Annotated in this window: 17 protein-coding genes and 1 pseudogene; 7 read left to right on the forward strand and 11 right to left on the reverse strand. The window is 69.3% G+C overall.

The features are described from left to right. Positions 1-433: pseudogene (locus AC5Y7V_RS00005) on the forward strand (PE-PGRS family protein); the annotation flags it as partial. A 234-nt stretch (positions 434-667) separates the two neighbouring features. Here AC5Y7V_RS00005 and AC5Y7V_RS00010 read toward each other — a convergent pair. The 5 genes from AC5Y7V_RS00010 to AC5Y7V_RS00030 form a co-directional block, all read right to left on the reverse strand. Beyond that, entirely contained in the window at positions 668-1,795 is a 1,128-nt protein-coding gene (locus tag AC5Y7V_RS00010; RefSeq protein ID WP_499878020.1) for a DUF4185 domain-containing protein, read from the reverse strand. A 7-nt stretch (positions 1,796-1,802) separates the two neighbouring features. Beyond that, positions 1,803-2,840 (reverse strand): aspartate-semialdehyde dehydrogenase, encoded by a 1,038-nt coding sequence (locus AC5Y7V_RS00015; protein ID WP_499878021.1) that lies wholly within the window; start codon positions 2,838-2,840, stop codon positions 1,803-1,805. Continuing rightward, positions 2,841-4,106, reverse strand: a complete 1,266-nt coding sequence (locus AC5Y7V_RS00020) for an aspartate kinase (RefSeq protein WP_499878022.1) — start codon at positions 4,104-4,106, stop codon at positions 2,841-2,843. It lies immediately after the preceding gene. A gap of 86 nt (positions 4,107-4,192) precedes the next feature. After that, positions 4,193-5,206, reverse strand: coding sequence for a hypothetical protein (locus AC5Y7V_RS00025; protein ID WP_499878023.1), 1,014 nt, complete (start codon positions 5,204-5,206; stop codon positions 4,193-4,195). Between the two features lie 29 nt (positions 5,207-5,235). Next, positions 5,236-6,078 carry a C1 family peptidase gene (locus tag AC5Y7V_RS00030; RefSeq protein ID WP_499878024.1) on the reverse strand — a complete coding sequence of 281 codons (843 nt, stop codon included), beginning with the start codon at positions 6,076-6,078 and terminating at the stop codon, positions 5,236-5,238. 211 nt (positions 6,079-6,289) lie between these two features. Between AC5Y7V_RS00030 and AC5Y7V_RS00035 the strand changes: the two genes are divergently transcribed. Beyond that, positions 6,290-7,546 carry a DUF4185 domain-containing protein gene (locus tag AC5Y7V_RS00035; RefSeq protein WP_499878025.1) on the forward strand — a complete coding sequence of 419 codons (1,257 nt, stop codon included), beginning with the start codon at positions 6,290-6,292 and terminating at the stop codon, positions 7,544-7,546. A gap of 76 nt (positions 7,547-7,622) precedes the next feature. Then, positions 7,623-9,437 carry a 2-isopropylmalate synthase gene (gene leuA, locus AC5Y7V_RS00040; protein ID WP_499878026.1) on the forward strand — a complete coding sequence of 605 codons (1,815 nt, stop codon included), beginning with the start codon at positions 7,623-7,625 and terminating at the stop codon, positions 9,435-9,437. Here the strand turns inward: leuA and AC5Y7V_RS00045 are convergent. From AC5Y7V_RS00045 to AC5Y7V_RS00055, 3 genes are read right to left on the reverse strand one after another with little or no spacing between them, the layout of a single operon-like run. Next, positions 9,434-9,997: a TetR/AcrR family transcriptional regulator gene (locus AC5Y7V_RS00045; protein ID WP_499878027.1), complete on the reverse strand. Its 564-nt coding sequence runs from the start codon at positions 9,995-9,997 to the stop codon at positions 9,434-9,436. The genes leuA and AC5Y7V_RS00045 overlap by 4 nt on opposite strands. Beyond that, the gene (locus AC5Y7V_RS00050) at positions 9,997-10,446 is read right to left on the reverse strand and encodes a hypothetical protein (RefSeq protein ID WP_499878028.1); all 450 of its coding nucleotides are present in this window, start codon (positions 10,444-10,446) and stop codon (positions 9,997-9,999) included. The genes AC5Y7V_RS00045 and AC5Y7V_RS00050 overlap by 1 nt, the downstream gene beginning before the upstream one ends. 44 nt (positions 10,447-10,490) lie before the next feature. Beyond that, positions 10,491-11,483 carry a DEDDh family exonuclease gene (locus AC5Y7V_RS00055; protein WP_499878029.1) on the reverse strand — a complete coding sequence of 331 codons (993 nt, stop codon included), beginning with the start codon at positions 11,481-11,483 and terminating at the stop codon, positions 10,491-10,493. Positions 11,484-11,561: 78 nt separating this feature from the next. Here AC5Y7V_RS00055 and AC5Y7V_RS00060 point away from each other — a divergent pair, with 78 nt between their 5' ends. From AC5Y7V_RS00060 to AC5Y7V_RS00070, 3 genes are all read left to right on the forward strand, one after another. Beyond that, on the forward strand, positions 11,562-12,851 hold the full coding sequence (locus AC5Y7V_RS00060) for a MurT ligase domain-containing protein (protein WP_499878030.1): 1,290 nt from the start codon (positions 11,562-11,564) through the stop codon (positions 12,849-12,851). Between the two features lie 4 nt (positions 12,852-12,855). Further along, on the forward strand, positions 12,856-13,551 hold the full coding sequence (locus AC5Y7V_RS00065; protein WP_499878877.1) for a type 1 glutamine amidotransferase: 696 nt from the start codon (positions 12,856-12,858) through the stop codon (positions 13,549-13,551). Between the two features lie 90 nt (positions 13,552-13,641). Continuing rightward, complete coding sequence (locus AC5Y7V_RS00070) at positions 13,642-14,295, forward strand: C39 family peptidase (protein ID WP_499878031.1); 654 nt, start codon at positions 13,642-13,644, stop codon at positions 14,293-14,295. 94 nt (positions 14,296-14,389) lie between these two features. On the opposite strand, the gene recR is transcribed toward AC5Y7V_RS00070, so the two are convergent. Continuing rightward, entirely contained in the window at positions 14,390-15,001 is a 612-nt protein-coding gene (recR, locus tag AC5Y7V_RS00075) for a recombination mediator RecR (protein ID WP_499878032.1), read from the reverse strand. A 12-nt stretch (positions 15,002-15,013) separates the two neighbouring features. Next, entirely contained in the window at positions 15,014-15,364 is a 351-nt protein-coding gene (locus AC5Y7V_RS00080; protein ID WP_499878033.1) for a YbaB/EbfC family nucleoid-associated protein, read from the reverse strand. Between the two features lie 98 nt (positions 15,365-15,462). Here AC5Y7V_RS00080 and AC5Y7V_RS00085 point away from each other — a divergent pair, with 98 nt between their 5' ends. Then, the gene (locus AC5Y7V_RS00085) at positions 15,463-16,224 is read left to right on the forward strand and encodes an Rv3717 family N-acetylmuramoyl-L-alanine amidase (RefSeq protein WP_499878034.1); all 762 of its coding nucleotides are present in this window, start codon (positions 15,463-15,465) and stop codon (positions 16,222-16,224) included. Here the strand turns inward: AC5Y7V_RS00085 and AC5Y7V_RS00090 are convergent. Beyond that, positions 16,221-16,658 (reverse strand): SRPBCC family protein, encoded by a 438-nt coding sequence (locus AC5Y7V_RS00090; protein ID WP_499878035.1) that lies wholly within the window; start codon positions 16,656-16,658, stop codon positions 16,221-16,223. The two genes, AC5Y7V_RS00085 and AC5Y7V_RS00090, sit on opposite strands and share 4 nt — an antisense overlap. Positions 16,659-16,675 lie beyond the last annotated feature (17 nt).

Consider the following 16,675-nt stretch of genomic DNA (forward strand, 5'->3'; position numbering starts at 1 on the left):
CTTCGGCACGTCGAACAACGGCGGGGCCGGCGGGGCCGGCGGCAACGCCGGCGTCCTGTTCGGCGCCGGCGGCGCAGGCGGGATCGGCGGGTTCGGCGAGCTCATCGGCGGGGCCGGCGGGGCGGGCGGTAACGCCGCCTTCTTGTTCGGCGGCGGCGGCGCCGGCGGCGCCGGCGGGCTCAGCGACACCGGCACCGGGGGTCACGGCGGAGCCGGCGGCAACGGCGGCAAGCTGATCGGCGGCGGCGGGACCGGCGGCGCGGGCGGCGACGCCCTCGGCAGCATCGGCGGGGACGGCGGCAACGGCGGCAGCGCCGGGCTGATCGGCAACGGCGGCAACGGCGGGGACCCGGGGACAGGCGGAACCAAGGGCAACGGCGGCATCGGCGGCGCCGGCGGGCTGTTCGGGTTGCCCGGCGTGAATGGAACGTAGCCCGACCGACCGGGTCGACCGTTTCGAAACTCGTCGTTGAACGCCCCTACCGAGTCTGGCAACATCGGCTGCTACCAACGCCGCGCATACCCGCCGGAGGAACCGTGACCGCGGGCAACATCATGATGGTCGCGCTTCTGGCGTGGGCCATCGTGGCTCCGCCGGCCTTCCTGTGGCTGGGCGTCCTGCTCGAACAACGTAGGCGGCGATGACGGGCCGGAAAGCCGGCTCCGGCTACGGCTTGAACGGGTTGACCGCGAACTGGATCACCCGGTACGGCGCGCGGGCCCGGGCGCGGGTGTCCCATTGGCTGACAAAGATGCGCAGCTCGTCGACGGTGGACCCAGGCGAGATGTATCCGCCGTACGGCTGCGCGAGCCGGTTGTCGTAGGCGGGCGGCAGGCTCTCGGCCGGATCGGGCCACTCGTCGTGCTGCACCACCGTCGTCACGGGCGCGGCGCCCAGCGATGTCGGGTCGTCGGCCACCCGGACCTCCATGTTGCCGGTGCTGGCGTTGAAATAGGACAGCACCGCCTTGCCGTCGATCTGCCGGATGGACATCTCGCCCACCTGATCGGGCCACAGGGGTGTCGGCGGCCTGCCCCAGCCGCCGTCGGGCCCGGACGCCCAGCCCTGCCACCGGGACCGGTCGACGAACGTCTGCGGTGTGGCCCGGTAGAGCAGCACGGGATCTCGCCGGGTGAAGCTGTTGGCCACGATGTACACCCAGCCGCCCGGCGAGTCCGGCGTGGGGATCGGGTCGTAGTAGCCGCTGATCTGCGACTGCCGACCACCCTGATAGGAACCGTCGCGGCGGGTTCCGGCGACGGTCTGCCAGCCGCCGTGCGCGGGTTCGGCCATTACCAGCCGGGAGCTTTGCGGCTCAAGGTTTTTCGTTGTTGTGACCATCAGGTAGTTGCGCCGGTTGACCTGCACCACGCCGGCCGGCAGCTGAGAATCCCCGGGCGGCGTGGGGTCGGCCAGTAGCGGCTTCCCGATTCCGGTGACCCCGGTGTAGCGCACCCCGGCGGGGTCGTCGACCGACGCGGTGTCGACGTGCAGCGCGATCGGCGAGTACCAGCCGCCGAACCCGACGCCCTGGCCCGCGAAGCTGTCGCCGCAGACCTGCAGCAGCTCGGTTGGGAACTCGACGAACTCACACAGGTCCGTCGCGCCGACGCCGTAGTCGCCGGTCGGGGTTCCGGTGCCGGCCGTCGGCCCGATCCGCACCACCTGCCCCGGCGCCAGCGGCTGCAGGACGGGCTCCGGCGCCGGCGCCGGCGGATCGGCGCGCGCCTGCCAAACAGGCTGGGGCGCAACCAAACACAAAACGCTTAGCAGGGCGACCCGGGCCGAGCTCACCCGCGAACTATAGTTCGGCGGCCAGCAGCTCGGCGATCTGGATGGTGTTCAGCGCGGCCCCCTTGCGCAGGTTGTCCCCCGACACGAACAGCGCCAGGCCACGCCCGTCGGGGACGCCCTGGTCATTACGGATCCGGCCGACCAACGACTCGTCGACACCGGCCGCGGCCAGCGGCGTCGGCACGTCGACGACCTTGACGCCCGGGGCGCCGTCGAGCAGCTCGCGGGCGCGCTCGGGCGAGAGCGGCCGGGCGAATTCGGCGTTGATCGACAGCGAGTGACCGGTGAACACCGGAACCCGCACGCAGGTGCCGCTGACCGACAGGTCGGGGATGCCGAGAATCTTGCGGCTCTCGAAGCGCAGCTTCGCGTCCTCGTCGGTCTCCCCGGAACCGTCGTCCAACAGCGATCCGGCGAGCGGCAGCACGTTGAACGCGATCGGCGCGACATACGTCTTGGGCGCCGGGAATTCCAGCGCGCCGCCGTCGTGCACCAGCCGCTCGATGTCGTCGGCGACCACCGCGCGGGCTTGCGTGGCGAGCTCGTCCACGCCGGCCAGGCCGCTGCCCGAGACCGCCTGATAGGTCGAGGCCACCATGCGCACCAGTTGTGCCTCGTCGTGCAGCACCTTGAGCACCGGCATGGCGGCCATCGTGGTGCAGTTCGGGTTGGCGATGATGCCCTTGGGGCGGCGCCCGGCGTCACGGGTGAAGTTGACCTCGGACACCACCAACGGCACGTCGGGGTCCTTGCGCCAGGCCGAGGAGTTGTCGATAACCGTGACCCCGGCCGCGGCGAACCGCGGCGCCTGCACCAACGACATCGTCTTGCCGGCCGAGAAAAGCGCGATGTCCAGCCCGGACGGGTCCGCCGTCGCGGCGTCTTCGACCTCGATCTCCTGGCCGCGGAACTCCAGCTTGCGGCCCTGCGAGCGGGCGGACGCGAAGAACCGCACCGTGGTCGCCGGAAAGTCGCGCTCGTCGAGCAACCGACGCATCACCTGGCCCACCTGACCGGTGGCCCCCACTACGCCTATGGCAACCATCTACCTACCCGTCCCCGCATATACCGTCGCCGACTCGTCGCCGCCGAGACCGAACGCCTCGTGCAACGCCACGACGGCCTTGTCTAGTTCGGTGTCGCGGCACAGCACCGAGATCCGGATCTCGGAGGTGGAGATCAGCTCGATGTTGACGCCGACGGCGGCCAGCGCCTCACAGAAGGTCGCGGTGACGCCCGGGTGGCTGCGCATGCCCGCCCCGATCAGCGACACCTTGCCGATGTGGTCGTCGTAGAGCAGCTGGGTGAAGCCGATCTCGTCTTGCAGCGCGGCCAGCTTCTCCACCGCGGTCGGACCGCTGTCGCGCGAGCACGTGAAGGTGATGTCGGTCTTGCCGTCTTCGACCTTGGACACGTTCTGCAGCACCATGTCGATGTTCACGTCGGCGTCGGCGACGGCGCGGAAAACCCGCGCGGCATAGCCGGGTATGTCGGGCAGCCCGACGATGGTCACCTTGGCCTCGCTGCGGTCGTGCGCGACGCCGGTCAGGATGGGGTCTTCCATGGGTTTGTCCTTGATCGATCCGGTAACGATGGTGCCCGGCTTGTCCGAGTACGACGAGCGGACGTGCACCGGAATGTCGTAGCGGCGAGCGTATTCCACGCAACGCAGCATCAGCACCTTGGCGCCGCAGGCCGCCATTTCGAGCATCTCCTCGAACGTCACCGTGTCGAGCCGACGGGCGTTGTGCACGATCCGCGGGTCGGCGCTGAAGATGCCGTCCACGTCGGTGTAGATCTCGCAGACGTCGGCCTTGAGCGCCGCGGCCAGCGCGATGGCGGTGGTGTCCGAACCCCCGCGGCCGAGCGTGGTGACATCGCGGGTGTCCTGGCTGACCCCCTGGAAGCCGGCGACCAAGACGATGCGGCCTTCGTCGAGCGCGGTCCGCAGCCGCCCCGGGGTCACCTCGATGATCTTCGCGTTGCCGTGGGTGCCGGTGGTGATCACGCCGGCCTGCGAACCGGTGAACGAGCGGGCCTGCGCGCCGAGCGATTCGATCGCCATGGCCACCAACGCGTTGGAGATGCGTTCACCCGCGGTCAGCAGCATGTCGAGCTCCCGCGGCGGCGGGGCCGGGCACACCTGCTGGGCCAGGTCCAGCAGGTCGTCGGTGGTGTCGCCCATCGCGGAAACCACCACCACGACGTCGTTGCCCTGCTTCTTGGTCGCGACGATGCGCTCCGCGACGCGGCGGATCCGGTCGGCGTCCGCCACCGACGATCCGCCGTATTTCTGCACGACGAGCGCCACTGTTGTTCTTTCGGTCCTCGGGGTATAGGTCCACAACAGAATACGTGTGACGCCGAATCGTTTTTTGCGGCCGCCGACCCGCCCGGTCAGTTCATGTTGGCGATGACGGCCCACGTCGCGATGGCCGACCCGACCGAGGTCCAGTAGCCGTAGCGCTGGTAGATCTGGTTGGCCCAGCGCGCCTGGGCCCGCAGGTCGCCGACGGCCGTGGAGACCTGCGGGTCGCTGGCGTTGCGGATCGAGCACCACGCCGGCGGGTGCGCCAGGCCGGAAAGGGCCAGCGGCAACGTCGCGTCGTCCATCTCTTCCGTGCGCGCGTTCGGGTAGTTGCGGACGATGCCGTACGAGTCGTCGGTGTTGGCGAAGCCGAAGTAGTCGACGGTTTCCACACCGCCCAGCGCCGCGCCGAAGGTCAGCGCGGGCGGGCGGGTGGCCTGCGGCTGCAGCCGCCCGGCGTTGGGCGCCACCAGCGCGTCGAAGGCGGCCGCATGCCCGCCGCCCTGCACCGGCGAACCCGTGAACAATTGCTGGGCCCACGGCTTGCCCTTGAAGTCCTTGGTGCAGTTGAACTTCGCGTTGGTGACGACGAAGACGTCGCCGAGCTGGGTGGCCGCCCCGATGCCGCCGGCGGTGCCGGTGGTGATGACCAGCTTGGGCTTGGCCTCGCTCACCATTTGCTGCCACAGCGCCACCAGCGGCGCCGAGACGCTGTCGGTGGCCAGGTGCAGCTCGGACTTCACCGCCAGCACCGCGACATCCCCGATCCTGACCCGGGCCACATAGGCCAGGCAGCCGGCGTCGCGAGCCGGTGAGCGCCAGGTGAGCTGGGGCTCGTAGCTCGCCCATCCGTGGGCGTAGGGCTTCCAGCTGCGGCTGGGCATGCCCGGGGTGAGCACGTCGGCGAGGGCCTGTGCCTCCGCCACCGTCCAGGTCACCACCAGCACGTCGCAGGACGGCAGCGGCTGGCTCGCGGCCCGGTCATACGGCGTCGCGATGGGCGCCAGCCCGTCGGGCCACGGGATCGGGGCGGGCGCCTGGTGGGGCGCCTCGTATGTGATGCGCTCGAGCAGGAGATCGTTGTTGAGCTGCGCGATCGACATGGCAGTTCCCTTCCAGGTGCCGTGGGCCGCTACGGCGAGACCATCTGGATCGCCCAGAAATCGCTCGCCAGCTTCACGTGGCTGATCGGCGAAGCGTCCGAGCTGACCTTCGAGCCGGTCAGGTACTCGTACGGCATGTAGAAGTAGCCGTGGTCTCCCCACGAGGGTCCCCACGAGTTGCGAACAATCAAGTGGCTCTTGGGATCCGAGTAGCCAACGGCGAGAACGGCGTGGCCGCCGACGACGGGGTCACCCTGTTTGGGCATCGGCATCACGCCCGTCTCGGCGACGGCCTGCGATTCGAAACTCTGGTGCACGGTGAACCCGAACACGACCGCCAGATTCGATGCGATCGCATCCTTGAGGTCCCCCAGCGTGTGGATCGCCTCGTACTGCACGGCCTTGTCTTTCTGCGCGGCGACGTAGCAGCGCCGCGGCGGCTTGACCGTGAACACCCCGATGTCGTACGGCCACAATGTCTCCGGGCAGACGCCCTCGCGGTTGACCACCTTGATCCCGTCCCTGATCACCGCGCCCGCGTCGCTGGCCACCGTGCCCTCTAGGGCGCGTTCGTTGTAGTAGATGAACAGCCGCGAAGGGATGAAATCGGGTAAGCCCTGCCGGTCCCGCTCGTACTCCATCGCGGCGGCGATGGCGTTTCCGGTGCACGACCCGAGCTGGCCCTGGTCGTAGACCTGAGGCATCGACGGACGCAGGTCGTACTCGGGCGGCGGCGCGGCCTTGAGCCGGGCCGTGTAGAGCAGGTCGCGGGCGTCCGGGAGCTGTGGGCGCCACCCGAATCCGCGAACATGACTCCAGTCCTGTTCTCGCCCATTGCTTTTGACATGCCGGGGCTCTTGCAGAGTGGTCATTGAATCCTCCTGAGGTGGGGCCGTAGCTGAGACCGTAGGCGCGGGGATCCGGGGATGGGATGCGTAGTGCGCTACCCCATTCCTCGCCGGGTACCACTCATGCCCGCGGACGGACCGCCGGCGAAAACATAGGTAGCGCGTTACTCGTGCCCACGGCGGCGTGCACAGGCATCGTTGTTGTCTAGAACTTGCCAACGACTGCGGAGGAACCATGCCGAAGGCTGACGCGGCTTTGCGCAAGCGAGCACTGTGCAGGCTGCGCTCGGGGGAGAAGGCCGCCACGATCGCGGCCGACTGCGGCGTCAGCGTTTCCACCGTGTACCGGTGGCGACGCGAAAGTGGCTGTGCGGCAACTCAACCCACGCCAGTCGAGGGGTACGTGGGGGACATCACCGGCCCGGGCATCACCGAAAAATGGGGAGTGACGTGCACCGACCTGGGCGTTTGCGCGGTCGCTCCGAACGGCAAGCTGGTGTCGGTGTTCGGGGACACCTTTTCCGGCCTCGCCGTCGGCCAGGGCGACTGGCGCGCCCCCGTCGCCCTGATCGGCAGTGGGGACACCAACAACCGGATCCGCTACGAGAGCGCGGGCGGCACCGACGCGGCCTACGCGCAGCAGTTGTGGCCCTATGTGCACGACGGCCCGCCCTGGAACCATGGCGGGATCAGCACGGTGATCCCCTCCGACCTCCTGGTCATCGGGAAGACGATGTACCTACACGCCATCGTCAACCGCGGGTTCGGAAACGTGATCTGGACCGGGATCTGGGCCTCCACCGACAACGGCGTCAGCTGGCGGGAAATGGGCGCCAAGGCAACGTTTCCCGCGTCGTTGCACAACGGCTACGCGCAGCTGTGGTCGTGGGACTACGACCCGACGGACGGTTGGGTCTACGTCGTCTCGACGGGGTTCCAGCGCGACAAGGGCATCATCCTGCGGCGCGTGCGTCGGCGCCATATCGGCGACATGACCAAGTACTCCGGCTGGGGCTGGGACGGCAACCAGTGGGCGTGGGGCAACCCACCCACGCCCATCACACCCCCGGCCGAAACCTGGGGCGAGCTGACGTTGCGCAGGCTCGAGACCGGCAAGTGGATCCTTGGCGGCTTCCTGTCGTCCGGCTATGCGCTGGGATACCGGACGATCGACTCCCCGACCGCCAACCTCTACGAGGCCGAGGTCCAAACACCCGTGATCGGGACGAGCTGGGACGCCCAGGACCTTTCGAACAATCGGGTCGCCCAGCTGTACGGCGGATACATCCTTCCGTCCTCGCGGCTGGACGTTCAGGGCGGCGTCGGGCTGGTGGTGTCCCAGTGGGACACGGCGACGGGCTGGCCGTACCGGACGATGCAGTTCCGGGTGACGCTCAAGGACACCACCACTGGTTTTGGCGCCCGGCCTCGGCGCGGTAGAGTGCACAACGTGCAGCGGGTGCTCCTCCTCGGACGCCGCGACGGGGTCTGATCAAGACCGGCTTCCCGTCGCGGGAGTTCGCGATGCGCCGGTCTGAGGTTCCTTCTCATCCCCCGGAGCAATTACCGTGACCCATCCAGATTCGCCCGACGCCTACAAGTCGGCACGCACCATCGTCAAACCCGCGGGCCCGCCCGGGCCCGAACAACCCTCGTGGAATCCCCAGCGCGGCTCGTCGATGCCGATCAACCGGTACCGGCCCTTCGCCGAGGAAGTCGAGCCCGTCCGCGTGGCCGACCGCACCTGGCCGGACCGGGTCACCACCCGCGCCCCGCTCTGGTGCGCGGTGGATCTGCGCGACGGCAACCAGGCGCTGATCGACCCGATGAGCCCGGCCCGCAAGCGCCGCATGTTCGACCTGCTGGTGCGGATGGGCTACAAGGAGATCGAGGTCGGATTCCCGTCGGCCAGCCAGACCGACTTCGACTTCGTCCGCGAGATCATCACCGACGGCGCCATCCCTGACGACGTCACGATCCAGGTGCTGACCCAGTGCCGGCCGGAGCTCATCGAGCGCACCTTCCAGGCGTGCGAGGGCGCGCCTCGCGCGATCGTGCACTTCTACAACTCGACGTCGATCCTGCAGCGCCGCGTGGTGTTTCGCGCCGACCGGGCCGCCGTTCAGGCCATCGCGACCGACGGCGCGCGCAAGTGCGTCGAGGAGGCGGCGAAGCATCCGGCCACGCAGTGGCGTTTCGAGTACTCACCGGAGTCCTACACGGGCACCGAGCTGGAGTACGCCAAGCAGGTGTGCGACGCCGTCGGCGAGATCATTGCCCCGACGCCGGACAACCCGATCATCTTCAACCTGCCCGCCACCGTCGAGATGGCCACGCCCAACGTCTACGCCGACTCGATCGAGTGGATGAGCCGCAACCTGGCCAACCGGGAGTCGGTGATCCTGAGCCTGCATCCGCACAACGACCGCGGAACCGCCGTCGCCGCAGCCGAATTGGGCTACCAGGCGGGCGCGGACCGGATCGAGGGGTGCCTGTTCGGCAACGGGGAGCGCACCGGCAACGTGTGCCTGGTGACGCTGGGGCTCAACCTGTTCTCCCGCGGCGTGGACCCGCAGATCGACTTCTCGAACATCGACGAGATCCGCCGCACCGTCGAGTACTGCAACCAGCTGCCGGTGCCCGAGCGTCACCCATACGGCGGTGACCTCGTCTACACCGCGTTCTCCGGCAGCCACCAGGACGCCATCAACAAGGGCCTCGACCAGATGAAGATCGACGCCGACGAGGCGGACACCGACGTCGGGGACATGCTCTGGCAGGTGCCGTATCTGCCGATCGACCCCAAGGACGTCGGGCGCACCTACGAGGCGGTGATCCGGGTCAACTCGCAGTCCGGCAAGGGTGGGGTGGCCTACATCATGAAGGCCGACCACGGCCTGGCGCTGCCGCGCCGGCTGCAGATCGAGTTCTCGCAGGTGATCCAGAAGATCGCGGAGGGCACGGGCGGCGAGGGCGGCGAGGTCTCGCCGAAGGAGATGTGGGACGCGTTCTCCGAGGAGTACCTGGCCCCGATCTGGCCGCTGGAGCGGATCAAGCAGCGGGTCGACGCCTCGGAGGAAGACGGCGGCAGCACCACGATCACCACCACCGTCAAGGTCAACGGGTCGGAGACCGAGATCGTCGGCGTCGGCAACGGGCCCCTCGCTGCGTTCGTGCACGCGCTGGGCAGTGTCGGGTTCGACGTCGCCGTGCTGGACTACTCCGAGCACGCGATGAGCTCGGGTGACGACGCGCAGGCCGCCGCGTATGTGGAGGCCTCGGTCGGCGGCAGGACCGTGTGGGGCGTCGGCATCGCGCCGTCGATCACCACGGCGTCGCTGCGGGCCGTGGTCTCGGCGGTGAACCGGGCTTCCCGGGCCTAATCGTCGAAGAACGCGCGCAGCAGGCGGTCGACCAGCCCCGCGGGGTCGTCACCGCCCGGGATCGTGAGGTTGCTGAACACGTAGCCGTTCAGCAACCGGCTCAGCTCCTCCATCTGCTGCGGCTGCGGGGTGAAGCCCGCCGCCTCGAAGATGAGGGTCGCGGACTTCACCGCGGCGGCCTGCAGGTCTTTGAGGAACGGCCGCAGCTCAGGGCGGCGCGTGCCCTCCATGAACAGCTCGAACCGCGCCAGCGTGTAGCGACGGGCCTGTTCGTCGGGGTCGGAGAGCATCCGGGTCAGCAGCGCCTTGATGCCGTCGCGGGTGAGCGACCCGATCGCGGCCTGTAACGCCTCGACACGCTGCCAGTGCAGGTCCACGGTGCGCGCGGCCGTGGCTTCGAGCAGCGCCTGGCGCGTGCGGAAGTAGTTCGATGTGGTGCCCGCGGGCAGGCCCGCGCGCTCGTCGACCTGGCGATGCGTCAGGCCCCCGACGCCGGTGTCGGCGAGGATGCCGATGGCGGCGTCGAGGAGCTGGGCGCGGCGTTCGGGGTTGGGGGGCATCAGTCTTTGTAGCGCAGCCGCCAGAACATCGTCAGGAAGGCGGGATACACCACGATCAGCAACAGGTAGCTGAACCACATCCCAAACCACATGTAGAGCGAAAGATCCTGGGTCACATACGAGCAATAGATGTGCAGCGGCACGCTGCCGGCGATGTACACGAGCGACGCCGTGAAGAACGCCCGATGCGGCTTGTTGGCGAACCGCACGCGCCGCCACACCAGGATGCCGGTGACGGCCGCATACGTCATCGGGACGAGCAGGATCCGGTCGGTCGTCAGGTTCAGCGCGTATTTCAGCGTGAGATCGTCGCCGAAGATCACCCGGTAGAGGTGGATGAGCACACCGAGCGAGATGGTCAGCATGGCCGCCGGGCGGAAGAAGTAGCCGTGCCGGCGGTAGGACGCCCACCAGGACCTCCGCTGTACTACAGCCGTAGTGGTTGTCATACCGCAAACGGTACTACTACGGATGTAGTGATGCAAGAGGCCGCTCAGAACAGCGCGAGCTGCGGGTGCGCCGTGTTGACGTCGGTGAATTCCTCCATGCTGGTGCCGCCGGCGACGGCGCCCACGCAGTCCATGAACTGCGCGTCGGACACCACCGGAACCCCCAGCTGTCGGGCGTGATAGCCCTTGCCCTGCTCGGGCGCGGCGTCGTTGCAGACCACCAGCGAGGTTTCGCCGTCCACGACGTCGCTGTAGGCCAGCCCGGCGTGCAGGATCCGCTCGACCAGTTCCTCGTGAGTGCGGGCCACCTCGGCGGCCAGCGCCACCCGCATGCCCTGGACCAGCGGCCGGCCGCGGACGTACGGGCCCGGGTTGAGATAGGGGCACGGCATCCGCGAGGCCAGCACCTTGAGCGGGCGCAGCTCGTCGTGGGTGACCCGCCCGTTGGGCCATTGGCGCCGGGTCACCGGGCGCACCGGCAGCCAGACGTCGCGTTCGCGCGCCCGCTCGAGCGCCGACTCCAGCACGCCGGTCAGCACCATCGCGTCGTCGAAGGCGTCGTGCGGCCGCTCCTGGACCACGCCCCAGTGCGCCGCGAGCGTCTCCAGCCGTAGGTTGTCGACCCCGAGGTCCAGCCGGCGCGCCAGCTCGACCGTGCACATGACGTGGTCGATGGGCAGCTCCGCCTCGGCGAGCTCGGCCTCGGCCGCCAGAAACGAGTAGTCGAAGGCGACGTTGTGCGCCACCAGCGTGCGGCCCCGCAGCACCTCGACGAGGTCACCGACGATGTCGCCGAACTGCGGCTGGTCCTCCAGCATTGCGGGGGTGAGGCCGTGGACGTGGGTGGGGCCGGGGTCCACCCCCGGGTTGAGCAGGCTGACCACGGATTGCTCGACCCGGCCGTGCGCGTCGAGGCCGAGCGCGGCAATGCTGATGATCCGCGCCTGACCCGGCCGAAACCCAGAGGTCTCGACGTCGATAACGGCCCAACCCCCGACCGGCTCGCTGGCCGGCCGCCCCCAGGACACCCGGTTCATGAACTGAGGATGGCACGTCAGACCGACATCACCTGGTCGCTCAGGCCCCGTGTCGCAAACGCCCTTAAACTCTGCCGGGTGATCACCACCCGTGCGCGCCTGGCCCTCGCCGCGGGAGCGAGCGCGCGGTGGGCGTCGCGGGTCACCGGTCGCGGGGCCGGGGCCATGATCGGCGGCCTGGTCGCGATGACGCTGGACCGCTCGGTGCTGCGCCAGCTGGGCGCCGGGCGGCGCACCGTCGTCGTCACCGGCACCAACGGCAAGTCGACCACCACGCGGATGACGGCGGCCGCGCTCGCGACCCTGGGCCCGGTGGCCACCAACGCCGAGGGCGCCAACATGGACGCGGGCCTGGTGGCCGCGCTGGCCGCCGACCGCGACGCCGGGCTGGCCGCCCTCGAGGTCGACGAGATGCACGTGCCGCACGTCGCCGATGCGGTGGAACCCAGCGTCATCGTGCTGCTCAACCTGTCGCGCGACCAGCTGGACCGGGTCGGCGAGATCAACGTGATCGAACGCACGCTGCGGGGCGGCCTGGCCCGGCACCCGGACGCGCTCGTCGTCGCCAACTGCGACGACGTGCTGATGACCTCCGCGGCCTACGACAGCCCCCACGTCGTGTGGGTGGCCGCCGGCGGGGCGTGGGCGAACGACTCGGTCAGCTGCCCGCGCAGCGGCGAGGTGATCGTCCGGGACCAGGGGCACTGGTACTCCACCGGCGCCGACTTCAAGCGGCCCAGCCCGCAGTGGTGGTTCGGCCCAGAAGATGGCGACACGCTGCACGGGCCCGACGGCCTGGCCCTGCCGATGCGGTTGGCGCTGCCCGGCGCGGTCAACCGGGGCAACGCCGCCCAGGCCGTCGCCGCCGCCGTCGCGCTGGGCGCCGACCCCGCACAAGCTGTGGCGGCCGTCTCCAAGGTCGACGAGGTCGCGGGACGCTACCGCAGCGTGCGCGTCGGCGAGCACGAGGCGCGGATCCTGCTGGCCAAGAACCCGGCCGGCTGGCAGGAGGCGCTGTCGATGGTGGACAAGCACGCGGCCGGGGTGGTGATCGCGGTCAACGGGCAGGTGCCCGACGGCGAGGACCTGTCCTGGCTGTGGGACGTGCGCTTCGAGCAGCTCGCTCGTGAGCCTCGTGCGCCACGAGGCGAATCGGGCGAGGGGCGACCGAGCGAAAAGACGGCGGTCGTCGCGGCGGGCGAACGCGGCACCGACCTGGCGGTGCGCCTCGGCTACGCGGGCGTCGAGCACACGCTCGTGCACGACACCATGGCGGCCATCGCGTCGTGCCCGCCCGGGCGCGTCGAGGTCGTCGCCAACTACACCGCGTTCCTGCAACTGCAGCGAGCATTGGCGCGCCATGGCTGACTCGATCGTGCGGATCGGGCTGGTGCTGCCCGATGTGATGGGCACCTACGGCGACGGCGGCAACGCGGTGGTGCTGCGCCAACGCCTGCGGCTGCGGGGTATCGACGCCGAGATCGTCGAGATCACGCTGGCCGATCCGGTGCCCGAGTCGCTGGACCTGTACACGCTGGGTGGCGCCGAGGACTACGCGCAACGGCTGGCCACCAAGCACCTGATCAAGCACCCGGGTCTGCAGCGCGCGGCGGAGCGGGGCGCACCGGTGCTGGCGATCTGCGCGGCGATCCAGGTGCTCGGGCACTGGTACGAGACGTCGGCCGGGGAACGGGTCGATGGCGTGGGCATGCTGGACCTGACCACCTCGCCGCAAGACCGACGCACCATCGGCGAGCTGGTGAGCGAGCCGCTGCCGACTGGGTTGACGCAACCGCTCACCGGCTTCGAAAACCACCGCGGCGGAACGGTTTTGGGGCCCGCGGCGTCGCCGCTGGGGACGGTGGTCAAGGGCGCGGGGAACCGGGCCGGCGACGGCGTCGACGGCGCGGTGCAGGGCAGCGTGGTCGCGACCTATATGCACGGGCCGTGCCTGGCCCGCAACCCCGAGCTGGCCGACCTGTTGCTGGGCAAGGTGGTGGGCGAGCTGCCGCCGCTGCAGCTGCCCGAGGTGGATCTGCTGCGCCGCGAGCGGCTGGCGGCCCGCTAGCCCGCCGACCTGCGCTCCAAGGATCCTTCAAGGATCCGTCTAGGGCCGCAGCCCAGCCTTTTCTCGAAGCCCACTGAGAAAAGGAACCCAATGCGCAACACGAGAACCAGGGTCACCGGCGCGGCGCGCATCGTCGGGCTCGCGGTCGTGCTGAGCGCGGCCGCCGGCTCGATGGTCGCGTTCGCGGCGACGGCCGACGCGGCCCCCGCCCCGCGCCACGAGGGGATGCACGGCGACCCCGCCGCCGCCGCGCCGTACTGGCGCTACCAGCAGCAGGACCTCGATTGCGGCGAAATGGCGGTCGCCGACGTGGTCGGCCAGATCACCGGCCGGCAGCCCAGCGAGGACGAGATCACCGGCGTGGCCGGAAACATCCCGAGCGTGAGCCACAGCGGGCCGATCTACAAGCCCGGAAGCAAGACCAAGAACTCGGATCTACCCGTGCTGCTGTCGCACTACGGCATCGCCTCCGACGCGGTGCACACCAACGTCGGCGCCCTCGAGCAGGATCTCGACCAGGGGCGCAAGGTGATCGTCGGGCTCAACGACAGGGTCATCTGGAACGACTCCGGCGACCGCAGCGTGGAAAACCACTTCGTCGTCGTCATCGGCATCGACACCCAGGCAAACCTGGTGCACCTCAACGACAGCGGCATCAGGGCCGGCCGCGACGAACAGGTTTCCATCGCCACCTTCGAAGCCGCGTGGAACACCAGCGACAACTTCGCCGTCGTGACGAGGTAACACTCTTTGCGCCAGAAGCCGCCGAGCCGGTAAATCCGCAGGGAAAGTGTGAGTAAGGGCCTGCAAAATTACAGGCTCGCCGCAAAGCTGATCGTCAGACCATCGCCCGGCGGCCGGTGAGTGCGCGGCCCAGCGTCAGCTCGTCGGCGAACTCCAGGTCGCCGCCCATCGGCAGCCCCGACGCGATCCGCGTCACCGTCAGGCCGGGGATGTCGCGCAGCATCCGAACCAGGTAGGTGGCGGTCGCCTCGCCCTCGGTGTTGGGGTCGGTGGCGATGATCACCTCGGTGATGTCGACGTCGTCGACGCGCTCACCGATACGGGTCAGCAGCTCGCGGATGCGCAGCTGCTCGGGACCCACCCCGGACAACGGATCGAGCGCGCCGCCGAGCACGTGGTAGCGGCCGCGGAATTCGCGGGTGCGCTCGACGGCCTGGATGTCCTTCGGTTCCTCGACGACGCACACCTGCGAGCCGTCCCGGCGGGGATCGGCGCAGATTCTGCAGCGCTCGTCGTCGGAGACGTTTCCGCACACCGCGCAGAACCGCACGCCGTCGCGGACCTTCGCCAGCACCGCGGTCAGCCGGTCGATGTCGGGCGGCTCGACCGACAACAGGTGAAACGCGATGCGCTGCGCGCTCTTAGGGCCGATGCCCGGCAGCTTGCCCAGCTCGTCGATCAGGTCCTGGACGGGTCCCTCAAACATGTCGGTATGGCGTCACAGCCCCGGCAGTTGGGTGGGCGGCGCCGGCGGTTTGGCCGGGGCGACCATGCCGCCGGCCAGCGCGCCCAGCCGCTCCTGCGCCATCTTGGTGACCTGCGCCGAGGCGTCGCCCATGGCGCCGACGATCAGGTCCTGCAGGGTCTCGATATCCGCGGGGTCGACGACCTTGGGGTCGATCTGCACGCCGACGACCTCGCCGCTGCCCTTGACCGTCACCTTGACCAGGCCGCCACCGGCCTCACCGTGCACCTCGGAGTTGGCGAGCTGTTGCTGGGCTTCCAATAGCTTTTGCTGCATCTGCTGCGCCTGGGCGAGCAGTTGCGACATGTCGCCTCCGGGTTGCATGACAATCCCCTCGCATCTTGGTCTCGAGTTGGTTTCGCCTGCGGGTGTCGGGCGATTCGGAACACCCAGCGTAGACCGCGCGACGTTACCTTTGCGCGGTGGACCTACGACTGAGCAGGCGTGTCGGAATCAAATTGGTGGTCGGTGTGTTAGTCGCCGCCTCGACGGCGATCATGCCGACGGCGACAGCCGTTCCGTCCAACATCGCCGGGATGGTCGTTTTCATCGACCCCGGCCACAACGGCTCGAACGACGCGTCCATCAGCCGTCAGGTGCCAACCGGGCGCGGCGGCACGAAGGACTGCCAGGCCAGCGGGACGTCGACCAACAGCGGCTACGGGGAGCACACGTTCACCTGGGACACCGCGCTGCGGGTCCGCGCCGAACTGAACGCCCTGGGCGTGCGCACCGCGATGTCGCGCGGTGACGACACGGGGCTGGGTCCGTGCGTCGACGCGCGCGCCAACATGGCCAATTCGTTGCACCCCAACGCGATCCTGAGCATCCACGCCGACGGCGGCCCGCCGTCCGGGCGGGGCTTTCACGTCAACTACTCGGCGCCGCCGCTGAACCAGGCGCAGGCCGGGCCGTCGGTGCAGTACGCCCGAATCATGCGCGATCAGTTGCAGGCCTCGGGCATTCCGCCGGCCAACTACATCGGCCAGGACGGTCTGTACGGCCGCTCGGACCTCGCCGGCCTGAACCTGGCGCAGTACCCGTCGATCCTCGTCGAATGCGGGAACATGAAGAACCCGGTGGATTCGGCGCTGATGGAATCGGCCGACGGCCGGCAGAAATACGCCGACGCGCTGGTCCGCGGCGTCGCGGGCTTCCTGGCCACCCAGGGCCAGGCGCGCTAGCCTTCCAGTTCGTTTTTCAGATTCGTCAACACCTCGGACTGAATCCTCTTCAGCCCCAACGGCGCAAAGGTTTTCTCGAAGAACCCCTTGACGCCGCCCGCGCCGGTCCAGGTGGTCTTCACCGTGACGCTAGACCCCGGTCCGGCCGGAGCCACCGTCCAGTTGATGACCATCGACGAGTTCGCATCCTTCTCGATGACGGTGTGGCCGGCGACGTCGACGTCGACCTGCACGTCGCGCACCCGCGACTTGGTGGCCTGCAGCTTCCACCTGGCGACGGTGCCCGCACCCTGGCCGCCCTGCACCACCTGGTACTCGCTGTACTGCGGGGACAGGATCTTCGGACGCACCTTCTGGTAGTCCGCGACCGCGGCCAGCGTGGCCTCTGGCCCGACGTTGATCAAGATCGTGCTGGCTGCGCTCACCTGGCCCATCAGGCCCGACTCCTCCG

It is taken from the genome of Mycobacterium sp. NGS34, assembly GCF_059812845.1.

Bases quoted from the DNA above. Each gene is read 5' to 3' on its own strand.
- AC5Y7V_RS00035 (WP_499878025.1), top strand. From the start codon at position 6,290: ATGCCGAAGGCTGACGCGGCTTTGCGCAAGCGAGCACTGTGCAGGCTG.
- AC5Y7V_RS00080 (WP_499878033.1), bottom strand. From the start codon at position 15,364: ATGCAACCCGGAGGCGACATGTCGCAACTGCTCGCCCAGGCGCAGCAG.
- AC5Y7V_RS00045 (WP_499878027.1), bottom strand. From the start codon at position 9,997: ATGCCCCCCAACCCCGAACGCCGCGCCCAGCTCCTCGACGCCGCCATC.
- AC5Y7V_RS00070 (WP_499878031.1), top strand. From the start codon at position 13,642: ATGCGCAACACGAGAACCAGGGTCACCGGCGCGGCGCGCATCGTCGGG.
- AC5Y7V_RS00030 (WP_499878024.1), bottom strand. From the start codon at position 6,078: ATGACCACTCTGCAAGAGCCCCGGCATGTCAAAAGCAATGGGCGAGAA.
- AC5Y7V_RS00055 (WP_499878029.1), bottom strand. From the start codon at position 11,483: ATGAACCGGGTGTCCTGGGGGCGGCCGGCCAGCGAGCCGGTCGGGGGT.
- recR (WP_499878032.1), bottom strand. From the start codon at position 15,001: ATGTTTGAGGGACCCGTCCAGGACCTGATCGACGAGCTGGGCAAGCTG.
- AC5Y7V_RS00050 (WP_499878028.1), bottom strand. From the start codon at position 10,446: ATGACAACCACTACGGCTGTAGTACAGCGGAGGTCCTGGTGGGCGTCC.
- AC5Y7V_RS00015 (WP_499878021.1), bottom strand. From the start codon at position 2,840: ATGGTTGCCATAGGCGTAGTGGGGGCCACCGGTCAGGTGGGCCAGGTG.
- AC5Y7V_RS00025 (WP_499878023.1), bottom strand. From the start codon at position 5,206: ATGTCGATCGCGCAGCTCAACAACGATCTCCTGCTCGAGCGCATCACA.
- AC5Y7V_RS00090 (WP_499878035.1), bottom strand. From the start codon at position 16,658: ATGGGCCAGGTGAGCGCAGCCAGCACGATCTTGATCAACGTCGGGCCA.